This window comes from Roseiflexus sp., from assembly GCF_057785375.1.
In genome coordinates this window covers 1-18,373 of record NZ_JBYNRX010000096.1, presented here as the reverse complement: position 1 = coordinate 18,373, position 18,373 = coordinate 1, and the positions used below count along the sequence as shown (strand labels likewise).

Genomic DNA, 18,373 nt, shown 5'->3' with positions numbered 1-18,373 from the left:
CCATGCGCCGCACTCTGATCTCTCTGCTCCTGGTTCTCCTGGCTGCCTGTGGAGCGCCAGCGCCTGACGCCACTCCCACGTCAGCGGCGCTGCTGCCGGTCACGCCACTATCGGCGCAACCCGGCGCCCTCCAACCAACGATCATCGCAGCCGGTGCACGGCTGCCCGGTCGTCTGCTCTTCGTGCGCGACGGGAATGTCTGGCTGTGGCAGGATCAGATCGGTCGCCCGTTGACCGGCGATGGCGCAGCGCTGCACCCTGCCTGGTCTCCCGATGGCGCCCGGATTGTCTTTGTGCAGCGCGACCAGAGTTTCAGCAACCTGATGACGTTGCCGCTGGACGGCGGCGCGCCGTTGCGCCTGACCGATAACGGGTCCGACCATCCGCGCAACAGTTTTGAGCGCATCCGCGAGAGTGTCTGGGCATTTTATCCCTCTTTTGCGCCCGATGGACAGACCATCGCCTTCGCATCGCAGTACGCGCCGCCTTCCGGTTCGCCTGCAACAGAGTACCATCTGGCGCTGTTCAGCATGCCGGCGCAGGCGGGCAGCGCGCGTCAGTTGATCTATGCCGATGACGCGGGGCATGTCGGGCGGGTGACGTATGCACCCGACGGTTCGGCGATGGTGTTCGTGCTCGAACCGGCAACCGCCGACGGCGCAGCGCAGCTGCTGCGCTACGACCGCGCAACCGGCGCGACGACCCCGCTGCCCGGCGTTCCGCCGCAGAGTTATGATCCGGCATTCTCGCCCGATGGACGCTGGCTGGCGTTCGCCGGGCGCGATGGCGACCGCACCGACATTTTTGCTGTGCCGGCAGCGGGCGGAACCATCGTGCGTCTGACGAGTATCGGTACGGCGCGCGCGCCCGCGTTCTCGCCCGATGGTCGGATGATCGCGTTTCTGGCGGTTGCTCCTGGTGAGATCGGGTTCGATCTGTGGGTCGCCGATCTGCGCGTGATCGGCAATAGCCTCCAGGCATCCGCGCCACGACAGATCAGCATCGGGTTGCGCGCCGACGCCGACTCTGGATTGAGTTGGGGCAGGTAGTGCGCATCCTCCACGTTGTGCAACTGTACCATCCCGTTGCAAGCGGCGCGGCGCGCTACTTCCGCGAGATCGGCGAGCGACTCGTGGCAGAAGGGCAGCGCGTGACCGTCCTCGCCACCGATGCCTGTGACCTCGAACACATCTGGATGCCAGGACGCCGCCGTATCGAGACGCCGCTCGAAACGTTCAACGGCGTGCAGATTGTGCGCCTGCCAATTCGCCGCCGTCCGGGACCGCCGATTCTCTACCCGGCGCTGCGCCGCCTGATGACCGAGATGTCGCGCCTGCCCGGCACGGCGTCGCTGCTCCGTCGCCTTGCGCTGTGGACGCCGCAGTGGCCTGGCGTCGAGGCGTTCTTCACGCAGTATGGACCGTTCGACCTGGTGCATGCGACGAATATCACGCTCGACTTCGCCATTCTGCCGGTGTTCGCGTATGCGCAGCGACACGGCGTTCCATTCATCTGCACGCCATTCGTCCATCTGGGAGAACCTGGAAGTCGCACGATCGTGCGCTACTACAGCATGCGTCATCAGATCGACCTGTTGCGCCGGAGCGAGCGGGTCATCGTGATGACCGGACTGGAGCGCGACTTTCTGGCAAGCCACGGCGTGCCGCACGAACGGTTGCGCGTGGTTGGCGTGGGGGTGTCGCCGGAAGAGATAGGGGGCGGTGACGGCGAGCGGTTTCGCAGCGATCAGCGCATCGACGGACCGCTGGTGCTCTTCATTGGCGCACTGGCATATGACAAAGGCGCCATTCACCTCATCCAGGCGATGCAGCGCCTGTGGCGCGACGGGCATACGGCGACGCTGGCGCTCATTGGCGCGCCGCTGGCGCACTTCGACGCATTCTATGCGCGTCTTTCAGCAGCAGACCGGGCACGTACCCGCCTGCTGCCCTACGCTCCTGATGCAATCAAGCGCGACGCACTGGCGGCGGCGGATGTTTTTGCGCTCCCATCACGCACCGACTCATTCGGCATCGTGTTTTTGGAAGCCTGGTGCTATGGCGTGCCGGTGATCGGCGCGCGCGCTGGCGGCATTCCCGATGTCATCACTGATGGGCAGGACGGTCTGCTGGTGCGATTTGGCGATGTTGCCGGGCTGGCGCAGGCGATCCGGCGTCTGATTGACGACCGTGCGCTGGCGCAGCGGCTGGGCGCAGCCGGGCGCGCCAAAACCCTGCGCGATCTGACGTGGGATCGGGTCTATGCGCGGGCGCGGGCAGTTTATGCCGAAGCTGGCGCAGGCGCAAATTGTCAGACGGCAGCCTGCCGCACCGCCCGACGCTGAACCGTCGGGCTGCACGCAGCGCGGATGTTCACGTCCGCGCGCGCACGCCTGCCAGGGACGCCGCCACGCCAAGCGGCAGGCGCAGCGCGGTGGTTTCTGACAAATCATGTCCGCACTCTGCCGAAGTTGGCGCAGGGTAGAATACGACCGGCGGTCGCGCAACTTCCGGCGTGGCGCCAGCGATTCCCATGCGGAACCTCACGTCGGGATGACAATCATGGCACCGGTCAAACTTCGCACCATCCGATCACGTCGCGCTTCAGCCGGTGAAGCGGCCACCTATGAGCGTCCCGACGATCTGTACGCCCTCTTCGCGCAGGCTGAACCGCCAGCGATCAGTGTTGACTCAACGCTGCCGTCGACTGCCACCGACACTGAGCCGTCCGATTCGTCGGTCATCGAACGGCTTGCTGCCTGGGTTCAGGCGCCAGCAGATGCAGCGCCGCTTGCCCGGCGCGCTTCCGACGCCGATCTGCAGCGCGCGGCGGCTGCCAGCCGGCTTGCTGCACTGGTGGTGCGCCGCCGTCGCCTTGTTGAAGAACGAACCCGCACATCGATCCACATCGAGGTTCTTCCCCCGCCAGACCGCACTGATCCTCCGGCGTCCACTCCTCCCGCTTCCGCCGCGACGGAACCCGCCGGAGCCGCGCCACAGCCCGAACCGCTTATCAATGCCATTCCGCTTCCACCCGCCATTGCGCCCGATAGCGCGCACCTGGCGTTGACAGCGCTGCGCGTGGCGGGCCGTCTGGTCCCACTCCTGCTTCCGGCGCCCGCCACCCGCATCGACGCACAGGATGCGATGCGCACGCTCCGCGAATCCGGCGCGTCTGCACTGGCGGCGTGGCTCGAAGCCTGGAGTCGCCGACCGGTCGTTCAGTTTTTCCGCGCCTCCGGCAACCCCATCTTCGATGCCACCGTCCTTCAGTATCTCCTGGCAGACCCGCTTGCCATCGCGGTGGCGAGCGACGTTGTGCTGGCGCACGAAGCCGCGCGGCTGCTGCGCGTATCGGACGTGGAGCCATAGAAAACGTGCATATTTTACAGAAACTTTACACAAGATTTATCATACGCTGAAAAAGACTGCGTATGATTGCCACACCATTCCTGAATACCGCCAGATAACCGGATCTGAGGAAGATCTCCGCAGCGCAAACAGTGTCTGTTTGCCGCAATTGTTGTATTGGCAGCCGGGCATCCGCCCCGACTGCGGATTATCATATGCTGCCCATTCCGCGATGTTGTGCAGCATGCCCGTCTGTCCAATGCAATTGCTTCCTCATCTGTCGGGAAAGGAGGTGAATGCGCTCGTAGTCTGCCCGCGCCTACGGTTTATCCGCAATAAAGGCGACAACCCGTGGTTTATCCGCAATAAAGGCGACAATCCGTTCGGCATAGCAGCAACGACGCCTGAGTGCAGCGCAAGGAGGCAGTATGTCTGACATCGAGAAAATGAGCCGTCAGGAACGGATCAATGCGTACTGGAAAGAAAACAACCGGCTGATCGCAATCCTGCTGGTCATCTGGTTCTCCGTCGCTTATATTCCGCCGCTGTTCGTCAATCAATTGAACACCATCGTGATTGCTGGCTTCCCGCTTGGCTACTATTTCGGCAGCCAGATCTCTCTGGTCGTGTTCGTCGTCCTTATCTTCTATTATGCCTACGCGATGAACAAACTGGATACAAAGTACCACCTGAAAGACCAGGATAAGTAACAGCGGAGGGAGCGACTACTATGGCAGTCAACGAAGCAGTCAAACTGCGCAACAACCGTCTGGCGCAGTACTACGGCATGTTCACCATCGGTCTGATCGTTTTCAGCCTGATCATGGGCGCGCTGGAACTTGTCGCTGGCATGGAGAAAGCCTGGATCGGCTGGACGTTCCTGGTATTGACGATGGGCATGTACGCCTTCATCGGCATCATGAGCCGCACCAAGATCCTCGATGAGTACTATGTCGCCGGGCGCAATGTGCCTGCAATTTTCAATGGGATGGCGACCGGCGCCGATTGGATGAGCGCGGCGTCGTTCATCTCGATGGCTGGCACGCTCTATGCGCTCGGTTACGACGGTCTGGCGTACATCATGGGGTGGACGGGCGGCTATGTGCTGCTGGCGCTCCTCTTTGCGCCGTATATCCGCAAGTTTGGCCAGTACACCATTCCCGACTTCGTCGGCACACGCTATGGCGGGCGCTGGCCCCGCCTGGTGGCGGCAATCTCGGCGATTATCGTCAGCCTGACGTATGTGACGGCGCAGGTGGTCGGTGTCGGCATCATCATGTCGCGCTTCATCGGCGTGCCGTATGAGTGGGGCGTGGTGATCGGTCTCGCCGGCGTGCTCGTCTGCTCGTTCCTGGGCGGGATGAAGGCGGTGACCTGGACGCAGGTGGCGCAGTATATCATTCTGATCATCGCCTACATGATCCCGGTGATCTTCCTGTCGCTCAAACTGACTGGCTTCCCCATGCCGCAGTTGAGCTACGGGCAGGCGTTGCAGAACATCACCACCATCGAAAAGGAGTTGAAGATCTCGACCGAAGCGCCAGCGCGCGATGGAACAGGGCGTATCATCCAACAGGGGTACGTTCCAGCGTACAATGAAGGACTGAGCAATGCCGCAGCAGTGACGGCGATCGGTCAGATCAACACCTACTTTGGCGTGAACATCACTCCGCCGCCAGCAAAGTCGATCCCCAACACCAGCAAGCCAGCCGACGAAATCCAGACTGACTGGCGCGGGACGCCGTGGAACTTCCTGGCGCTCACCTTCTGTCTCATGGTCGGCACCGCCGGTCTGCCGCATATTCTGATCCGCTTCTACACGGTGCCAAGTGTGCGCGAGAGCCGCGTGAGCGTCGGTTGGGCGCTGTTCTTCATCTTCCTGCTCTACTTCACGGCGCCTGCGTATGCGGCGTTTGCGCGGTGGGAAATCCTGCAGAATGTGGTTGGCAAGGAGATCAGCGCATTGCCGGAGTGGACGCAGAACTGGAGCAAACTGGGCTTGATCACGCAGCGCGACTATACGACGCTCGAGGGAAAGCCGGTTGATAAGCTTCCATCCTGGGCTGCGCCTCAGGTGAAGAGCGGCGCGCTGGTGATCACCGACGCGAACGGCAACGGCAAGATCGACCTGGCAGGCGCGACGTTCAGCGAGACCGAAGTCGATGGCAAGAAGGTCGGCACGTTCGGCGAACTGTCGGGCACAGCCATTACCAAGACTAGCACCGACGGCATTTTGCAGTTCGGTGAACTGAACATCGACGCGGATACCATCGTCCTTGCAACGCCGGAAATCGCTGGTCTGCCGTACACCGTCGCGGCGCTGATCGCGGCTGGCGGTCTGGCAGCGGCGCTCTCCACTGCCGACGGTCTGCTGGTGGTGATCTCGTCCGCCATTGCGCACGACTTCTACTACCGCATTCTCAACCCGAAAGCCAGCATGAATACGCGCATCTGGCTTGGCAAGACGATGCTCGTGGTGGCAGCCGTGATCGCCGCACTGCTCGCGCTGCCGCGCCTGGCGCTGATCGCGCAGATGGTGGCGTGGGCATTCTCGATGGCGGCATCGTCATTCTTCCCGGTGGTGCTGCTCGGCATCTTCTGGAAGCGCTGCAACGGTCCTGGCGCGATCGCGGGCATGATCGGCGGTCTGTCGGTGACCCTCTTCTACATGTACAACAACTACCTCGATCCGTCGTTCAACGTGCTGGGCATTACCCACCTGGCAGCGGGCATCTTCGGCATGCCGATCAACTTCCTGCTCTGCTACATCGTCAGCAAACTGACGGCGGCGCCGTCGCAGGAGGTGCAGGACCTGGTCGATCATCTGCGCAGCCCGGAACTCGACGATGAGTTGATGACCAACATCGCAAGCGGCAAGCAGGCGGCTGGCGCACGCTGAGGCGCGTCTTCATCCTCATCTCCGACCCCTCTCCCGCGTCGCGGGAGAGGGGAGCAATTCAGTCGCTGAGGAAAATAATCGCTCAACGTTCTGCTATACTATTCACCGTTTCAGCATCATCCGCAGGGCATACACACGACCGCCGGGCAGTGAAGCCGTTGGGGTTTCCTGAAGCGGGAAAGGACCAGCACGGAAGAACATCATTCGCCGGTTGAGTTATTGCCGATGCTGGCGGCGATCCTGATCGGCGCCAAATTGGCCGGGCGCATGAGTCAGCGCCTCGGTCTGCCCTCCGTCTTTGGCGAACTGCTGCTCGGGCTGCTGCTTGGTCCATCGCTGCTCAACCTGATCCGCCCCAACGATCCGCTGGCGCTGCTGGCTGAGGTGGGGGTCATTCTGCTGATGTTCGCGCCGGGCTGGAGACCGATCTCGTGCGGATGCGGCAGGTGGGGCTGTCTGCCACCGTTGTTGCGTTTGGCGGCGTGCTCCTGCCGTTCGGCGGCGGGTTTGCGCTTGGCAGACTCTTTGGCTTAGAGATGTTGCCGGCGCTGTTCGTCGGCGCAGTACTGACGGCGACATCGGTGTCGATTTCGGCGGAGGTGCTGCGTGAACTCGGGCATCTGCGCGGTAAAGTAGGCGCCACCATTCTCGGAGTGGCGGTGATTGACGATGTCCTCGGCGTTCTGGTGCTCTCACTCGTGCTGGGATTGGCGGGCGAAGGCAACCCCCTCGTGGCAGTTGGTCAGATGGCGGTGTTCTTCCCGGCAGCCTGGCTCATCGGCGACAAACTGCTGCCGCAATTGCGCAAAATTGAGCACCTGGCCGGCGGGCAGGATACGGTCCTGGCGATCCTGCTAGGGCTGGTGATGCTGTTCGCCTGGGCTGCCGAAGCATTGGGGAGTGTGGCCGATATCACCGGCGCCTATCTGTTGGGAATTGTCGTAGCGCGCTACACCGACGAGGAGCATGTGGTGCATCACGGCAGTTCGGCGCTCGCGTATGCGTTCGTTGTACCGGTGTTCTTCGTCAACATCGGGCTGGAAGCCAACGTCACGACGCTTGGCGCGGCGCCGTTGTTCACCATCATTATGGTGCTTCTGGCGATTGCCGGAAAAGTCGTCGGCTGCGGCGTCGGCGCGCTGGCGATGCGCCTCTCGTGGCGCGAGGCGTTGCAGATCGGCATCGGTATGACGGCGCGCGGCGAAGTGGCGCTGGTGATGATCGCTGCCGGACGCGCCGCCGGGTTGGTCAATGATACGCTGTTCACCTCGACGATCGTGATGGCGCTGGTGACGACTCTGATCACGCCGCCATTGCTGCGTCTGGCGTTTGCACAACGGAAAGCGCCGCCAGCCGAGGATCGCAGCGCCGTGATCGAGGCGGCGGAATAACCCCTCTGTCACCCGCCGATGCGCGCAATCCAGCGGTGCGGCGCGCGGATCTCGTCCATCGTCGGCAGGTTTTCTGGGCGTTCCCAAATACGGTTGGCGAACGCTGCGCCGCGCGCAACCACGACTGCGTCGATAAACGCCTCTCCCTGCTGATACTGCGCCAGTTTCAGGTCCATCCCGGTAATGCGGTTGAACGCCTCTTCGATCAAGGGACGGCGCAGTTGGCGCTGGCGCACTCGCGCTTCAATGTACTGATAACTGGGGAGCAACTGTGCGCCGATGACATTCATAATGTGATTGGAGTACCCTTCCACAACTGACATGAGCGCCTGCATGCGGCTGAAGATCGCCTGCTGCTCAGGAGTCAGCATCAACTCGATCCAGTGGCGATCAATTGGCTCCCCCTGCACCAGGCGCTCGATCAACCGCACGATGCCGACGCTGAGCATTGCTGCCTGATCGTTCACCTTGCCAAGAAACTGGCGCAGCAAGTCCTGGAAATAGTCGCGCACCCAGGGGAACGCCTCGAACTCAAACACGTGCGTGGTTTCGTGGAGCGCAATCCACATGCGGAAGTCATCGCCGTCAAGACCGAGTTGCGCGCAGATGCGCGCGATGTTCGGTTCAACGAAGTAGAGCGCGCCGCGCAGGTTTGGGTCGGGCGACAGCAGACCGAGATCGTACTGCCCAAGTACACGCCGTGCCAGAAAGCCGATCAGCGCCCCCATCTGCATGCCGACCAACTGGCTGTTGAGTTGTCCGATCAGCATGCCAGCCATGCCCTGCCGCGCGCTGACCTCATCGTACAACGCTTCCAATGGTACAAAGAGTGATTGGAACGCGGAGAGATTGGCTTCGATCCACTCAGCCCGATCAAATACATAGACCCGATCGATCGGTTGGGGCGGTCGCACTCCCATATAGTCGGCGATCAACGGCTCACTGCGCCGCACCATATGGCGGTACTGTTCCTGGCGCGCCGCGCGATCGAGCACCGGTTCCAGGTATGATTGCGATACTGCCACGCCGACATTGCGCGCCTGTAACCAGTCGATCATTTGTGGTCGCGGCATGCTGCTTGCCGCGCGGTTCACCAGGTACCGCGCGCCTGCGCCGGCGACAAAAGCGAGAACCAGGGCAGCGCCGAGCCGGCGCGTGATACGGATGTTATCAGAAGGCACAGTTCGCTATCCTATCACTGAGTAAAGGCTGGCGGCTTCTGTCCGCGCCGTGTGGCGGCAGTGCGCACCATTTCCTTCAAGTCTTCGTCGGTGATCAGAAATGTCTCGTAACTTGACGTTCCGATTCCCTTTTGTTCTCGTATGCGCCCTTGTAGAACCAACCCATCTTCGATCTCGATGATACGCACATCTGTGTATCCGTGTTCATCGATAAACAACCCAATCGCGCGCAGAACATCCTGGTAATCGGTTTTTGCCAGTCCGCGAAACAATTTCATCCCAGCCATCTCCCCTTGTGCGGCGGCTCTGTTTTGCGCTGGTCGCGCATCTGCTGGATAATGTGGCGCAGCTCCTCGTGCGAGAGCACAAAATCGGCTGCAATCCGAATAAACCCCTGCGCTGTGCTTTGATATGTGACTCCTGAAATGATCCAGCCACGATCAAACTCGAGAATAGCGACTTCGTTGAGATGCTGCTGCTGAATGAATTGCCCGAGTGAGCGAAGCAACTCTGGATAGTCGATGCGTTCGTGTTGCATCGTGGTGGTCACTCCTTGCAGGTGCGCACGCTTTCGAGATGCACCGTACCGACCCTGGCAGGTGACGATATGCAGGTAGACTGCGCTACACCCATGGCAGGTCGATCAACTACCATGTACGGCTGAACCAAACAGGGCGCGTGAGATATGACCGCATTTCCTGGAATTGTAGCATGTCTATCCGGCGAGAGCAAGAGAAAGGCGTTATGATGTGGTTAAGAGATTGAGGTCAGGGGTTAGGGGTTGGGAGATTGGTTCTCGGTTCTCAGTTCTCACGCGGCGGTTCGAGTTTGCGCACTAGGCTAAGCGCCGGGTCAATCGTCAGTTCACCATAGTCAGGGAAGCGAACGACAAGCATCTCACGCTCATCCTCGATACGGCTATCGAGCACCTCACCGTCGCCGTAGGGCAGGCAGAAAATGCGGTCACCGGCGGCAAACCGCGGTTGTGCATCAGCCCTGCGCGTCGGCGCCGCGCGCACGCCACGCTCCTTCGCCCGCTCGCGCTGCTCACGTTGCCGTCGTAAGCGTTCGATCAATGCCCCGGCATCAGGCGTTGCGCTGCGCTCATCACTCTGCGCGTCGTCCGTATCTGTTGGTCTGATTGTTGGATCGGACGGCGCCCTATGTTGTGCCGATACGCCTTCTTCACTTGAGGGGCGCGCCGCTTCAGCGCGCGACGCCGGCAGCGCTTCGGATGGCATAAACGGTTGACGTCGATCCGGGCGTGTTGGTGACGACTGAGAATCATGCGATGACGCAGCGGGTTGATGACGTTCACGCTCCGGCGCAGATGGCGGCGAGGGTGCGGCTGATGGTGCGCTGCGGCGCGTCGTCTCGACCGGCGTCCGTCCAAGCAGGGCGAGCAACCAGTCCTGCTCGATACGGCTCAACGGTTCGAGCAGCGGATCGGCGCGGCTGGCCAGCGCCACGTCGTAGGCGGCCGGCAATATCTCTTCGGCGTTCTGATAGAGCCACTGCGCCAGACCATTCCCTCCCGGTTGCGCATCGATGAAGAACAACCGCCGCCGTTCGTGGTCATAGAGTGGCACAAGATCGGTGAAGGACGCCAGGGCGCGCAGTGTGACCGCAGCCGTCAGGCACCACCCAATGAACTGTCCCTGAACCTGGATTGCAATCGGCAATTCGAACCAGCAGGCAGGCGTGACCCAGCGACTTTCGAGCGGCGCGGTAAGCGCCGTGTCGACCGGCGATGCGCCGGGTGACAACTCACGCCAGCCGTAGATTGTCTCCTGTGCGACGACTCGCCCCCAGGCTATGCGCTGATCGCGGTTCAGCTCGCGCTCTTCGTGCACATCGCGGATCACAACCTGCCCGCGACGCAAGGGATAGGTGCGCCGTCCACTGGTTTCCAGGCGCACCGAGATGCTACCCTCTTCTTCATCGCGCATCACCACGCGTACCCCGCCGACGCCAGGCGGTAGCGCCGCACCCGCAAACGCCCACCGTTCAAAGAGAGTCGGGTCGAGGCATTCACGGATGCGCGGGTGCTCCGAATGCGCGGTGATCGCGCCGCCGCTGGCTGCCAGCACGCTGAACTCTGCATATGGGTCGTGTTCGCCTGCTGGAATCCAGAGCGGTTCGTTGTCGGGGAGTTCGATCAACTGCTGGTTTGCCGCCATCCGCGCCACGACGTCGGCGCATCCCCAGGCATCGACATCCGCAGCGGTCAGCGGCAGTTCACTGGCGGCGCACACGACATGCTGCGCCAGAACGTAAACGTTTGCTGGCGGCGGACCCCACATAGTCAGCGGTCCATCGAGCGTGACCGTCACCTGGCGTGCCAGCGTCTGTTCCTGCGGCAACTCGCCGAGCACGACGATCACCGCCTGGTAGCCAGACGCCAGCAGGCGCCGAAAGGCGCTGATCGAGCCGGGAAAACCGGCGCAGACCAGGACCTGCGCCGGTTGGGGGACAGAACCGAGCGTGACATCCGCCGAGCCGCCGATGGCAGCCGCGAGCGCCACGCGCACGAGCGCATCGCACAGCACATGCACCCGGTACGATTGGCGCCGCAGCAGTGTCACTAGTTCGGCGGTTTCGCGCAGCCAGGCGCCGCCACCCTGCCAGATCGCCGCAACTGTCGCCAGGCGCGGTCCGTCGTCGGCGTCGATCACACGCCAGGTCCTGCCGAGCAGAGCGCTCAACGCGGGAGTTGGGTCACTCAAACGAATCAGGGATACCAGAAACCCGGGTGATGCGCCGTGTGCTGCCGCAACCCGATAGGTGCGCATGAGCAGTTCAGCGAGATGCGCGCCGGCAACGCCGGTAAAGTAGTACACGTCTGGAAGCAGGATCAAGCGCACTCCGTTCCAGAAGGCGTTCCAGGCGCGCGCGTGATGTCGCAACATCCGACCGTGCAGCGCTTCTGGCGTGGCGATGATCAGCCGCGCGAAGGGATCGACGCGCAGCGCAGCGGTCATCGTCGCCGGCGCCTGAAGGTGGCGCGGCAGCGCCTGATTGGCGGCTTCAAACGCTGCATACAGGGTGTGCGCATGGTCGTCATCAAAGGTCAGCATCAACACCGTTGCGTCTGGCGCCTCGGCGAGCGCCGCGCGCGCCAGCAACTGCAACGTTGCCGCAACATCGATGGAGGATGCGCGCAGCGCTACCGGCTCACCGCGCCGCAGCGCCGCCAGCGCATGCGCCTGGTGGGGACGAAACGGTTCACCGGTGTACGCCAGCCACGCCTGCGCCAGTTGGGGGTCGATCGGCAGATGGCTGACGCGCTCGCCGGGCATTTCGTCGAGCGCGCGCAGCATGATCAACGGGGTCGAATCGCCACGCGCACGCTGCCGCGCCATTGCCTGAATGATGTCGCTGATGCTTTGCACGTGTGAGAACCGAGAACTGAGAACCGAGAACTGAGAACCAAGAACCAAGAACCAAGAACCAAGAACCAAGAACCAAGAACCAAGAACCAAGAACCAAGAACCGAAAACCTGATCTCTAACTCCTCACTCCAATACCTTTCGAAATAAGCTCACACAAAGGCGCAAAGGCACAAAGGCTCTGCGCTTTCGCCTCGTCGGTGATGGCTCGTCGTCCTTATTTGAAAGGTATTGCTCCTAACTCCTAATTCCTAATTCCTGACTCCTAATTCTAGCACACGGCACGATTATCGTCCGCTGACAACACACTCGACCGAGGGATACGGATTGGGGTCGTAATCGACAATACCGGCATTTGGCACGGCATCGCCGGTGATCTGGCAGCGCACATCGCCGAACTCTTCGACGCCGGTGGCGGTCAGGCACACGTCGAGATCGAACGCCACCTGGATTGTCAGAGTCCAGGGCAAGGCAATTGCATTACCGACTACAATCTCGGCGTCGCCGATTTCATACGCGATCTCAACACGGGGTTGTGTTCCTTCGACGAACAGAGTCAATGTGCGCAATCCGGGCGTTGGCGACAAAGCGGCGGCGGTTGGGGTCGTACTGGCAGTTGGCATTGCCGTCGGGGTGGCGGTTGGCGTCGGGGATGTCGTTGTGACGACAACCGTCGGCGACGGCGCAGGCGTCGTTGGTAGTGGAGACGGCGCCACAGTGAGTGCAACCGCTGTCTCTGTTGCAATGGCAGGTTGTGTGACCACGGCGGCAGGCGTCACGGTAGACGTGGCAGTTGCAGCGAACAGCGATGCAGTGGACGTGGCGGACGGCGCAGGCGTCGCAGTGGGCGATGGAGTCGCCGGCGCCATTGTTGCTGCTGGCGTGTTCGTGGGCATTGGCGTCAGAGTGGCGGACGGGGGCGCGGGCAACGAGGTCTCAGTTGCGCGCCCAACCGTCGCTGGCGGTGTGGACGGATTGCTGCCAAAACGCACGACCAGAATGATTACTCCGGTGAGAAACGCCAGCGCCGCCAGGATCAACTGGAGGCTCGGGCGCTGTGACGAGAGCGGGTTCATGCGCCTCTTTTCAGCGAATTGCGTCTACGAGAACCGATCGGCAGAGATTGTACTGCGTGTCACATGCGGTTGTCAACGACGCTTCAGGATTGGGGTGCAGTCGTGAATAGACAGGAAACACTGCCTTCCGCGCGGACGGCGCCCGCGCGGACGTGAACGCCCGCGCTGAGCGCACGAAGCCCCGCGTTAGCGGGGCTGGCTCCGGGCATGCGTGCGTCCACGCTGGGGCAAGGGCGCGGCAGCGCCCTTCGTGCGATCAGTCCGACGCGGCGCCCTGATCCCGAAGAGCCGAAGTGCGCCGCGTCGGGCAGCGCGGTGGGACGCCGCCTGACAATTCGCAACCGGACCCTCAGGGCTGGCGTATCGCCCGCTCACATAGCACAAATGAACCACCTTTTCCGACGCGGTAATCATAGTCGCGGTCGCCGATCCGCAGGACGACGCGGTACCCCTCGATCTGCACCTGCGGATAGATCATGCCGGGTTGCGGGCAGCCGAGCGATCCGTCATTCCAGACCACCGCTTCTGCGCCGATCAGCGTGATGGCTGACGGATCACTCCCGCTGCGCGCCGCCAGATCGCCGACCAGTCGTGTGAGCAGGTCTGCCGGGAGAATTGCTTGCTCTCCAATGTTCACCGGCGGTTGCATTTCTGGAGTTGGCAACGCCAGCGCCGTGACCTGCGGCGGCGGTGAGGGAAGCGAGATGGTAGGCGCAAGGGTGGCCGCAGACTGTGGCGCGGGCGATGGCGCCGGCGCAGCGGTCGCCGTTGATGGCGGCACAGGAGACGGAACCGGCGTTGCGGCGGTTGTCGGCGTGGCGTCTGCAATGGACGGCGTCGCTGCTGGCGTTTCGGCGGCAGGTGAGGCTGACGGTTCAGTCACCAGACTCTGCCCGGGTTCCCCGGTGGGGAGCGGCGTCGCCGACGGCAGCGACGGCTCACCCGCCGGGGGAACGGGAGTGTCGCCCCGTGTGGCGGCGGGTGCGCTGCACGCGGCGAGTAACAGGATTAAACTGCCGGTGAACAGAAGCGTGCGCATGGTTCACTCCCCCGTATGGTCATTGCGACACTAAGCCGCTGGATCCTGCGCAGGCAGGTTTTGCTTTCCGCAGCCTGCGATTTCAGTCGCCGGGCGGTCGCATAGCGGAATATGTATTCTGATGATGCGTCTATCCCTTCAACGTCGAACCCTCCCGATTTGTTCCATCAAAAAAGAACCCCGACCGCGCCAATGATGCGCGATCGGGGGCGAAGAGCGCGTGCAAGTGCTACCGCACCTTGATTGCGCGCGCTTCATTACCGGCTGGACCGTAGGAGAACATGAGCAGGATGCCGGACTCGGTCGTCGTCGCCGTCGATCCCGTAGAGAAGATTTGCAGCGATGCACCGCCGCTTGCCGGCACGGTACCACCGCCTGAAGTCAGATAGAACGAGTCGACATACCGCGGCACTCCGATCACCGTGCTCATGCCATCGATGTAGCTCAACTCGAGCCCTGTGAAATAGTTGTCGTAGACATACGCATCCACGTTGATCTGCTGGCCCGGCGATATGACGCCAATCTGCTCGCCGCAGATCGTCACAATCGTGTTCGCGCTATTTGTCGGGTGCTCGGTGAAAAAGAAAGCCCGGAAAGGACCCGCAGGCGTCCCGACGAAGAACGCATTCTGTCCGGACGAGGCGAACGTTCCGACCTCCGACGTAAAGCCGATGTAATCAGGTGTGCCATCGCGATTGGTATCGAAGAGGAGATCGAACTCAACCGGGTAGTTTGAATGCGTAATACGCTGGTGAGTGTTGATAGCGAACCGGATCAAAAGTGATGAAGAGCAGAAGGTTGGAGGAACGCCATAGGTCGCCACCCCCACATAGCGCAGGTCCATCGGCGGCGCCTGCTGCCCTGCGCCCGGCGATGTCGTCACGAAGGGGTTCTCGCCGATCAGTGCGAAGGTCTCAACATCGACCGGGTTAACGCCGTTGTTGGTGAGCGTCGCCGTCGCCGAACCGCCCCGTAGCCGCACGCTGACCGGAGCGCGCACATTGCCTGCCGCGCGCGGCAGCACCTGCCAGGGCATCGTCAAGTCGTTCGCCGTCCCCGGTGCATCGAGCGTCAGGTGCCCGTCGTACTCGACGAGCGTCAGCACATCGCCATTGCCGCCGTTCAGACCGGAGTTCAGCGTCCAGAACGGCAGTTTCGTCGGGTCGATCCGCAGCGCAATCGGGAAGGAGCGCTGACTGCGCGGCGGCACCGTAATCGTGGACGGCGCAACCGGCGTGACCGCGCCGGTCGCCGCGTCATTGGCAAACCGGAAAGTCGGATTGATGGAGTACGTTAGCGGCGTATTGCCATAGTTGCGCACCACCACCGTGCGGCGCAGCGTCGTCTCGCGGGTGAGATCGACCATGCCGAACGACAGCGCCCCGCCGCGGCTCACGCTCTCCCAGGCGCTCGCCTGCGACGCCACGGCGCGATCAATGCGCACCTCGCCGCCGCCGATGCGTGTAATCGGTGCGAGGCTGGATCCGACAAAGACTTGCGGACCATTCAGAATACTGGTCTCTGCCGTGTTCATCAGGCGCGCCTTCAGTTCCCATGGCGAGAGTTGCCAGTTGGTGGCGTTCATCAACAGCGCTGCCGCGCCGGCAACAACCGGCGCCGCGCCGGAGGTGCCGCCGAACGGTTCAACACCGTCACCGCTGCCGGCTACCGCCGAGATCGAAGCGCCGGGCGCGCCGATCTCCGGTTTGATGATCTGGCCATACATCACCTGGTTGCCGTAGAACATCTGGCCCATCACCGGACCACGCGACGACGTGCCAACTACGCTGCCCACCGAACTCTGCGGATTAGCGCCATCGACCGTGGCGACATTGCCAACCCGCGCCTTGAGCGCCGTTCCAGCCGCCTGCGTAATCGACAGCGTTGGAACGGTCGGACTACCGCCGCCGAACCCAAACGATGGCGGCGCCACACCGGCAGCGTTGTTCGCTACGATGACCGCCACTGCTCCTGCCGCAGCGCCATTGCTCCCTTTGATGCTCACGGCACACGCGCCACGATCCACCAGCAGCACCTGCCCGGTGAGCGAGCCGGCAGGAAACGCTGTGCACCCCAGCGCATTCCCAAGAGAAGCGCCGTAGACCAGATTGCCAGAGATCGCCGTTGTCGGCTCAGGCGCCCATGGCTGCGCAATTCCGAAGACTGTCACACCTGCGACGGTGATCGGGAACGCCTTATCGCGCGGCACGGCTGTCTGCGCCACCGAAAGCGCGCTGCGCGCTGCGGCTGGCGTGCCGGAGATGTAGGGTCGGTCGGCGCTGTTGCCCGCCGAGGCGACCACCAGGATGCCGATTGGCGTGATTGCGTCAACCAGCACGGAGAGATCGTCGTCGTAGTTCTGCCCATACGACGCGCCGAGCGACATGTTGACGATATGGACGTGGTCATCGGTCATCCCGTCGCCGTTCGGGTCCGCCGCGAACTCCAGGCCCTGCAGCAGCGCAATGCCGTTGCACGACGACGACACCGCCGAGCAGACTTTGACGGCGTAGAGATCGACCTTCGGCGCAACGCCCTGTCTGCCGCCGATAATATCGGCAACGTGCGTGCCGTGGCCCTCGAAGTCGATCGGATTGGGATCAGGCGCCAGCGGACCGTTGGGCCACACCTCGCCAACGAAGTCGAAGCCGCCCTTGATACGCGGCGCGCCGGGACCAAACAGCGTCGGATCGGGCGCTGCCGCAGCCGCAGCGCGACAGGCCGGATTCGTGGGATCAGGAGTGATCGTTTCATCACCGCAGTACGCCAGCGCATAGGCTTCAGGCGTGCCGGGACCATCAAAAGCAATATGGGTGTAATCGATGCCGCTGTCGAGCACCGCCACGCGCACGTCTTCGCCTTTGAACGCTAAGTCCTGTACTTCAGGCGACGCGCCGATGTACGGCACAGTTTCGTCCAGGTCGCGCTCGTAGTGGACGACTGCATTGATGCGCGTCACCTCGGCATCACGCGCAATTGCCGGGAGCGCCGCTGCATCAACCTCGACGATCAGCGCGTTGAGACCAATGCGCAGGCGTGCATACTCAGTTGCTGTCGGGTCGATTGCCTGAATGCGGGCAAGCACCCGGTCCTGCTGCGCGCGCACCCGATCAACCTGCGCCAGTTGCGCAGCGCCTTCCTCGACCATCGCCGCCGGGTTTTCGCGCAGGCGAATCACGACTTGTCGACGCCCTGTGGCGTCCTGTAGAGTGGGAGAGAGCACACCACGCGGATTTGTGGTTTCGACCGGAGCATCCAGGCGCAACTGCTCGATGCGCGCCGGATCGATCTGAGGGGGCGCGACTTGCGCCGTCGCCGGAGCGACCGACGCAAACGCCAGCAAGAGCGCGAGCGCTACTGCCAGCACGCGGAAAGGGTTTTGTCGACTCATAACACCTCTTCCTTGTTGCAGAACGACACCATTGTCTGAACGATATGCCTGATGCTTGCAAGGATGAACGACCCTATCCCGATAGGCTCACATTGTTGTGTCGAGCTGAACCGACCTCCTTTCCAGCTCATACTCCACTGCAACACCTGCGCACACCACAAACTTGATGCGCCAGCAGTTGCACCATGTGCCGGATTGATAATTTGTGTCTTAAGTGATGCACATTCATTATATCTGTCTTGTCGAGACCTCCCAGGAACGTCTTCCGGCATGGAAAACCGGGCTTTATGGCGTCCTGATGGTGACAGTCGCGGATCGTGCGAAAACGGAGAGATGAAAAGATTGTTACCTGAAGTGACCGTCACCCCGGGTCATCCGCCCCGACCCGCCGGTGGTTTGCGGGCGGAAGTGACCGTCACCAGGGGGCGCCGGGCAGTGTACGGGTCATCCGCCCCGACCCGCCGGTGGTTTGCGGGCGGAAGTGACCGTTACCAGGGGGCGCCGGGCAGCGTGCGGGTCATCCGCCCCGACCCGCCGGTGGTTTGCGGGCGGAAGTGACCGTCACCAGGGGGCGCTGGGCAGTGTGCGGGTCATCCGCCCCGACCCGTGGGTGGTTTGCGGGCGGGGCGGCGCTGGCGGATGTGACGGTCACCAGGG

Annotated in this window: 13 protein-coding genes and 1 pseudogene; 6 read left to right on the top strand and 8 right to left on the bottom strand. The window is 62.5% G+C overall.

Annotation, left to right across the window (positions count from 1 at the left end):
- The first annotated feature begins 2 nt into the window (after positions 1-2).
- Both AC3EA7_RS18815 and AC3EA7_RS18810 read left to right on the top strand, forming a co-directional pair.
- Complete coding sequence (locus AC3EA7_RS18815; protein WP_488615611.1) at positions 3-1,049, top strand: hypothetical protein; 1,047 nt, start codon at positions 3-5, stop codon at positions 1,047-1,049.
- Positions 1,049-2,344 carry a glycosyltransferase family 4 protein gene (locus AC3EA7_RS18810; RefSeq protein ID WP_488615610.1) on the top strand — a complete coding sequence of 432 codons (1,296 nt, stop codon included), beginning with the start codon at positions 1,049-1,051 and terminating at the stop codon, positions 2,342-2,344. The genes AC3EA7_RS18815 and AC3EA7_RS18810 overlap by 1 nt, the downstream gene beginning before the upstream one ends.
- A gap of 28 nt (positions 2,345-2,372) precedes the next feature.
- On the opposite strand, the gene AC3EA7_RS18805 is transcribed toward AC3EA7_RS18810, so the two are convergent.
- Complete coding sequence (locus tag AC3EA7_RS18805) at positions 2,373-2,534, bottom strand: hypothetical protein (protein WP_488615609.1); 162 nt, start codon at positions 2,532-2,534, stop codon at positions 2,373-2,375.
- A 27-nt stretch (positions 2,535-2,561) separates the two neighbouring features.
- Here AC3EA7_RS18805 and AC3EA7_RS18800 point away from each other — a divergent pair, with 27 nt between their 5' ends.
- The 4 genes and pseudogenes from AC3EA7_RS18800 (at position 2,562) to AC3EA7_RS18785 (ending at position 7,640) form a co-directional block, all read left to right on the top strand.
- Positions 2,562-3,371, top strand: a complete 810-nt coding sequence (locus tag AC3EA7_RS18800; protein WP_488615608.1) for a hypothetical protein — start codon at positions 2,562-2,564, stop codon at positions 3,369-3,371.
- A 407-nt stretch (positions 3,372-3,778) separates the two neighbouring features.
- Positions 3,779-4,060 (top strand): DUF4212 domain-containing protein, encoded by a 282-nt coding sequence (locus tag AC3EA7_RS18795; RefSeq protein ID WP_488615607.1) that lies wholly within the window; start codon positions 3,779-3,781, stop codon positions 4,058-4,060.
- A 20-nt stretch (positions 4,061-4,080) separates the two neighbouring features.
- Positions 4,081-6,249 carry a sodium:solute symporter family protein gene (locus tag AC3EA7_RS18790; RefSeq protein WP_488615606.1) on the top strand — a complete coding sequence of 723 codons (2,169 nt, stop codon included), beginning with the start codon at positions 4,081-4,083 and terminating at the stop codon, positions 6,247-6,249.
- 225 nt (positions 6,250-6,474) lie between these two features.
- Positions 6,475-7,640: pseudogene (locus tag AC3EA7_RS18785) on the top strand (cation:proton antiporter).
- Between the two features lie 8 nt (positions 7,641-7,648).
- Here AC3EA7_RS18785 and AC3EA7_RS18780 read toward each other — a convergent pair.
- The 7 genes from AC3EA7_RS18780 to AC3EA7_RS18750 all read right to left on the bottom strand — a co-directional run bounded on the left by AC3EA7_RS18780 (position 7,649) and on the right by AC3EA7_RS18750 (position 17,716).
- Positions 7,649-8,821, bottom strand: a complete 1,173-nt coding sequence (locus AC3EA7_RS18780; protein ID WP_488615605.1) for a zinc-dependent metalloprotease — start codon at positions 8,819-8,821, stop codon at positions 7,649-7,651.
- A 14-nt stretch (positions 8,822-8,835) separates the two neighbouring features.
- The gene (locus tag AC3EA7_RS18775; RefSeq protein WP_488615604.1) at positions 8,836-9,099 is read right to left on the bottom strand and encodes a hypothetical protein; all 264 of its coding nucleotides are present in this window, start codon (positions 9,097-9,099) and stop codon (positions 8,836-8,838) included.
- Complete coding sequence (locus AC3EA7_RS18770) at positions 9,096-9,359, bottom strand: hypothetical protein (RefSeq protein WP_488615603.1); 264 nt, start codon at positions 9,357-9,359, stop codon at positions 9,096-9,098. Before AC3EA7_RS18770 ends, AC3EA7_RS18775 begins: the two co-directional genes overlap by 4 nt.
- 265 nt (positions 9,360-9,624) lie before the next feature.
- Positions 9,625-12,213 (bottom strand): helicase, encoded by a 2,589-nt coding sequence (locus tag AC3EA7_RS18765; protein ID WP_488615602.1) that lies wholly within the window; start codon positions 12,211-12,213, stop codon positions 9,625-9,627.
- Positions 12,214-12,497: 284 nt separating this feature from the next.
- Complete coding sequence (locus tag AC3EA7_RS18760) at positions 12,498-13,286, bottom strand: hypothetical protein (RefSeq protein WP_488615601.1); 789 nt, start codon at positions 13,284-13,286, stop codon at positions 12,498-12,500.
- A gap of 349 nt (positions 13,287-13,635) precedes the next feature.
- Positions 13,636-14,325 carry a hypothetical protein gene (locus AC3EA7_RS18755; RefSeq protein WP_488615600.1) on the bottom strand — a complete coding sequence of 230 codons (690 nt, stop codon included), beginning with the start codon at positions 14,323-14,325 and terminating at the stop codon, positions 13,636-13,638.
- A gap of 229 nt (positions 14,326-14,554) precedes the next feature.
- Complete coding sequence (locus tag AC3EA7_RS18750; RefSeq protein ID WP_488615599.1) at positions 14,555-17,716, bottom strand: S8 family serine peptidase; 3,162 nt, start codon at positions 17,714-17,716, stop codon at positions 14,555-14,557.
- Between the last annotated feature and the right edge of the window lie 657 nt (positions 17,717-18,373).

Coding starts and splice junctions, on each gene's coding strand:
- AC3EA7_RS18750 (WP_488615599.1), bottom strand. CDS start 17,716: ATGAGTCGACAAAACCCTTTCCGCGTGCTGGCAGTAGCGCTCGCGCTC.
- AC3EA7_RS18790 (WP_488615606.1), top strand. CDS start 4,081: ATGGCAGTCAACGAAGCAGTCAAACTGCGCAACAACCGTCTGGCGCAG.
- AC3EA7_RS18805 (WP_488615609.1), bottom strand. CDS start 2,534: ATGGGAATCGCTGGCGCCACGCCGGAAGTTGCGCGACCGCCGGTCGTA.
- AC3EA7_RS18815 (WP_488615611.1), top strand. CDS start 3: ATGCGCCGCACTCTGATCTCTCTGCTCCTGGTTCTCCTGGCTGCCTGT.
- AC3EA7_RS18775 (WP_488615604.1), bottom strand. CDS start 9,099: ATGAAATTGTTTCGCGGACTGGCAAAAACCGATTACCAGGATGTTCTG.
- AC3EA7_RS18800 (WP_488615608.1), top strand. CDS start 2,562: ATGGCACCGGTCAAACTTCGCACCATCCGATCACGTCGCGCTTCAGCC.
- AC3EA7_RS18760 (WP_488615601.1), bottom strand. CDS start 13,286: ATGAACCCGCTCTCGTCACAGCGCCCGAGCCTCCAGTTGATCCTGGCG.
- AC3EA7_RS18795 (WP_488615607.1), top strand. CDS start 3,779: ATGTCTGACATCGAGAAAATGAGCCGTCAGGAACGGATCAATGCGTAC.
- AC3EA7_RS18755 (WP_488615600.1), bottom strand. CDS start 14,325: ATGCGCACGCTTCTGTTCACCGGCAGTTTAATCCTGTTACTCGCCGCG.
- AC3EA7_RS18770 (WP_488615603.1), bottom strand. CDS start 9,359: ATGCAACACGAACGCATCGACTATCCAGAGTTGCTTCGCTCACTCGGG.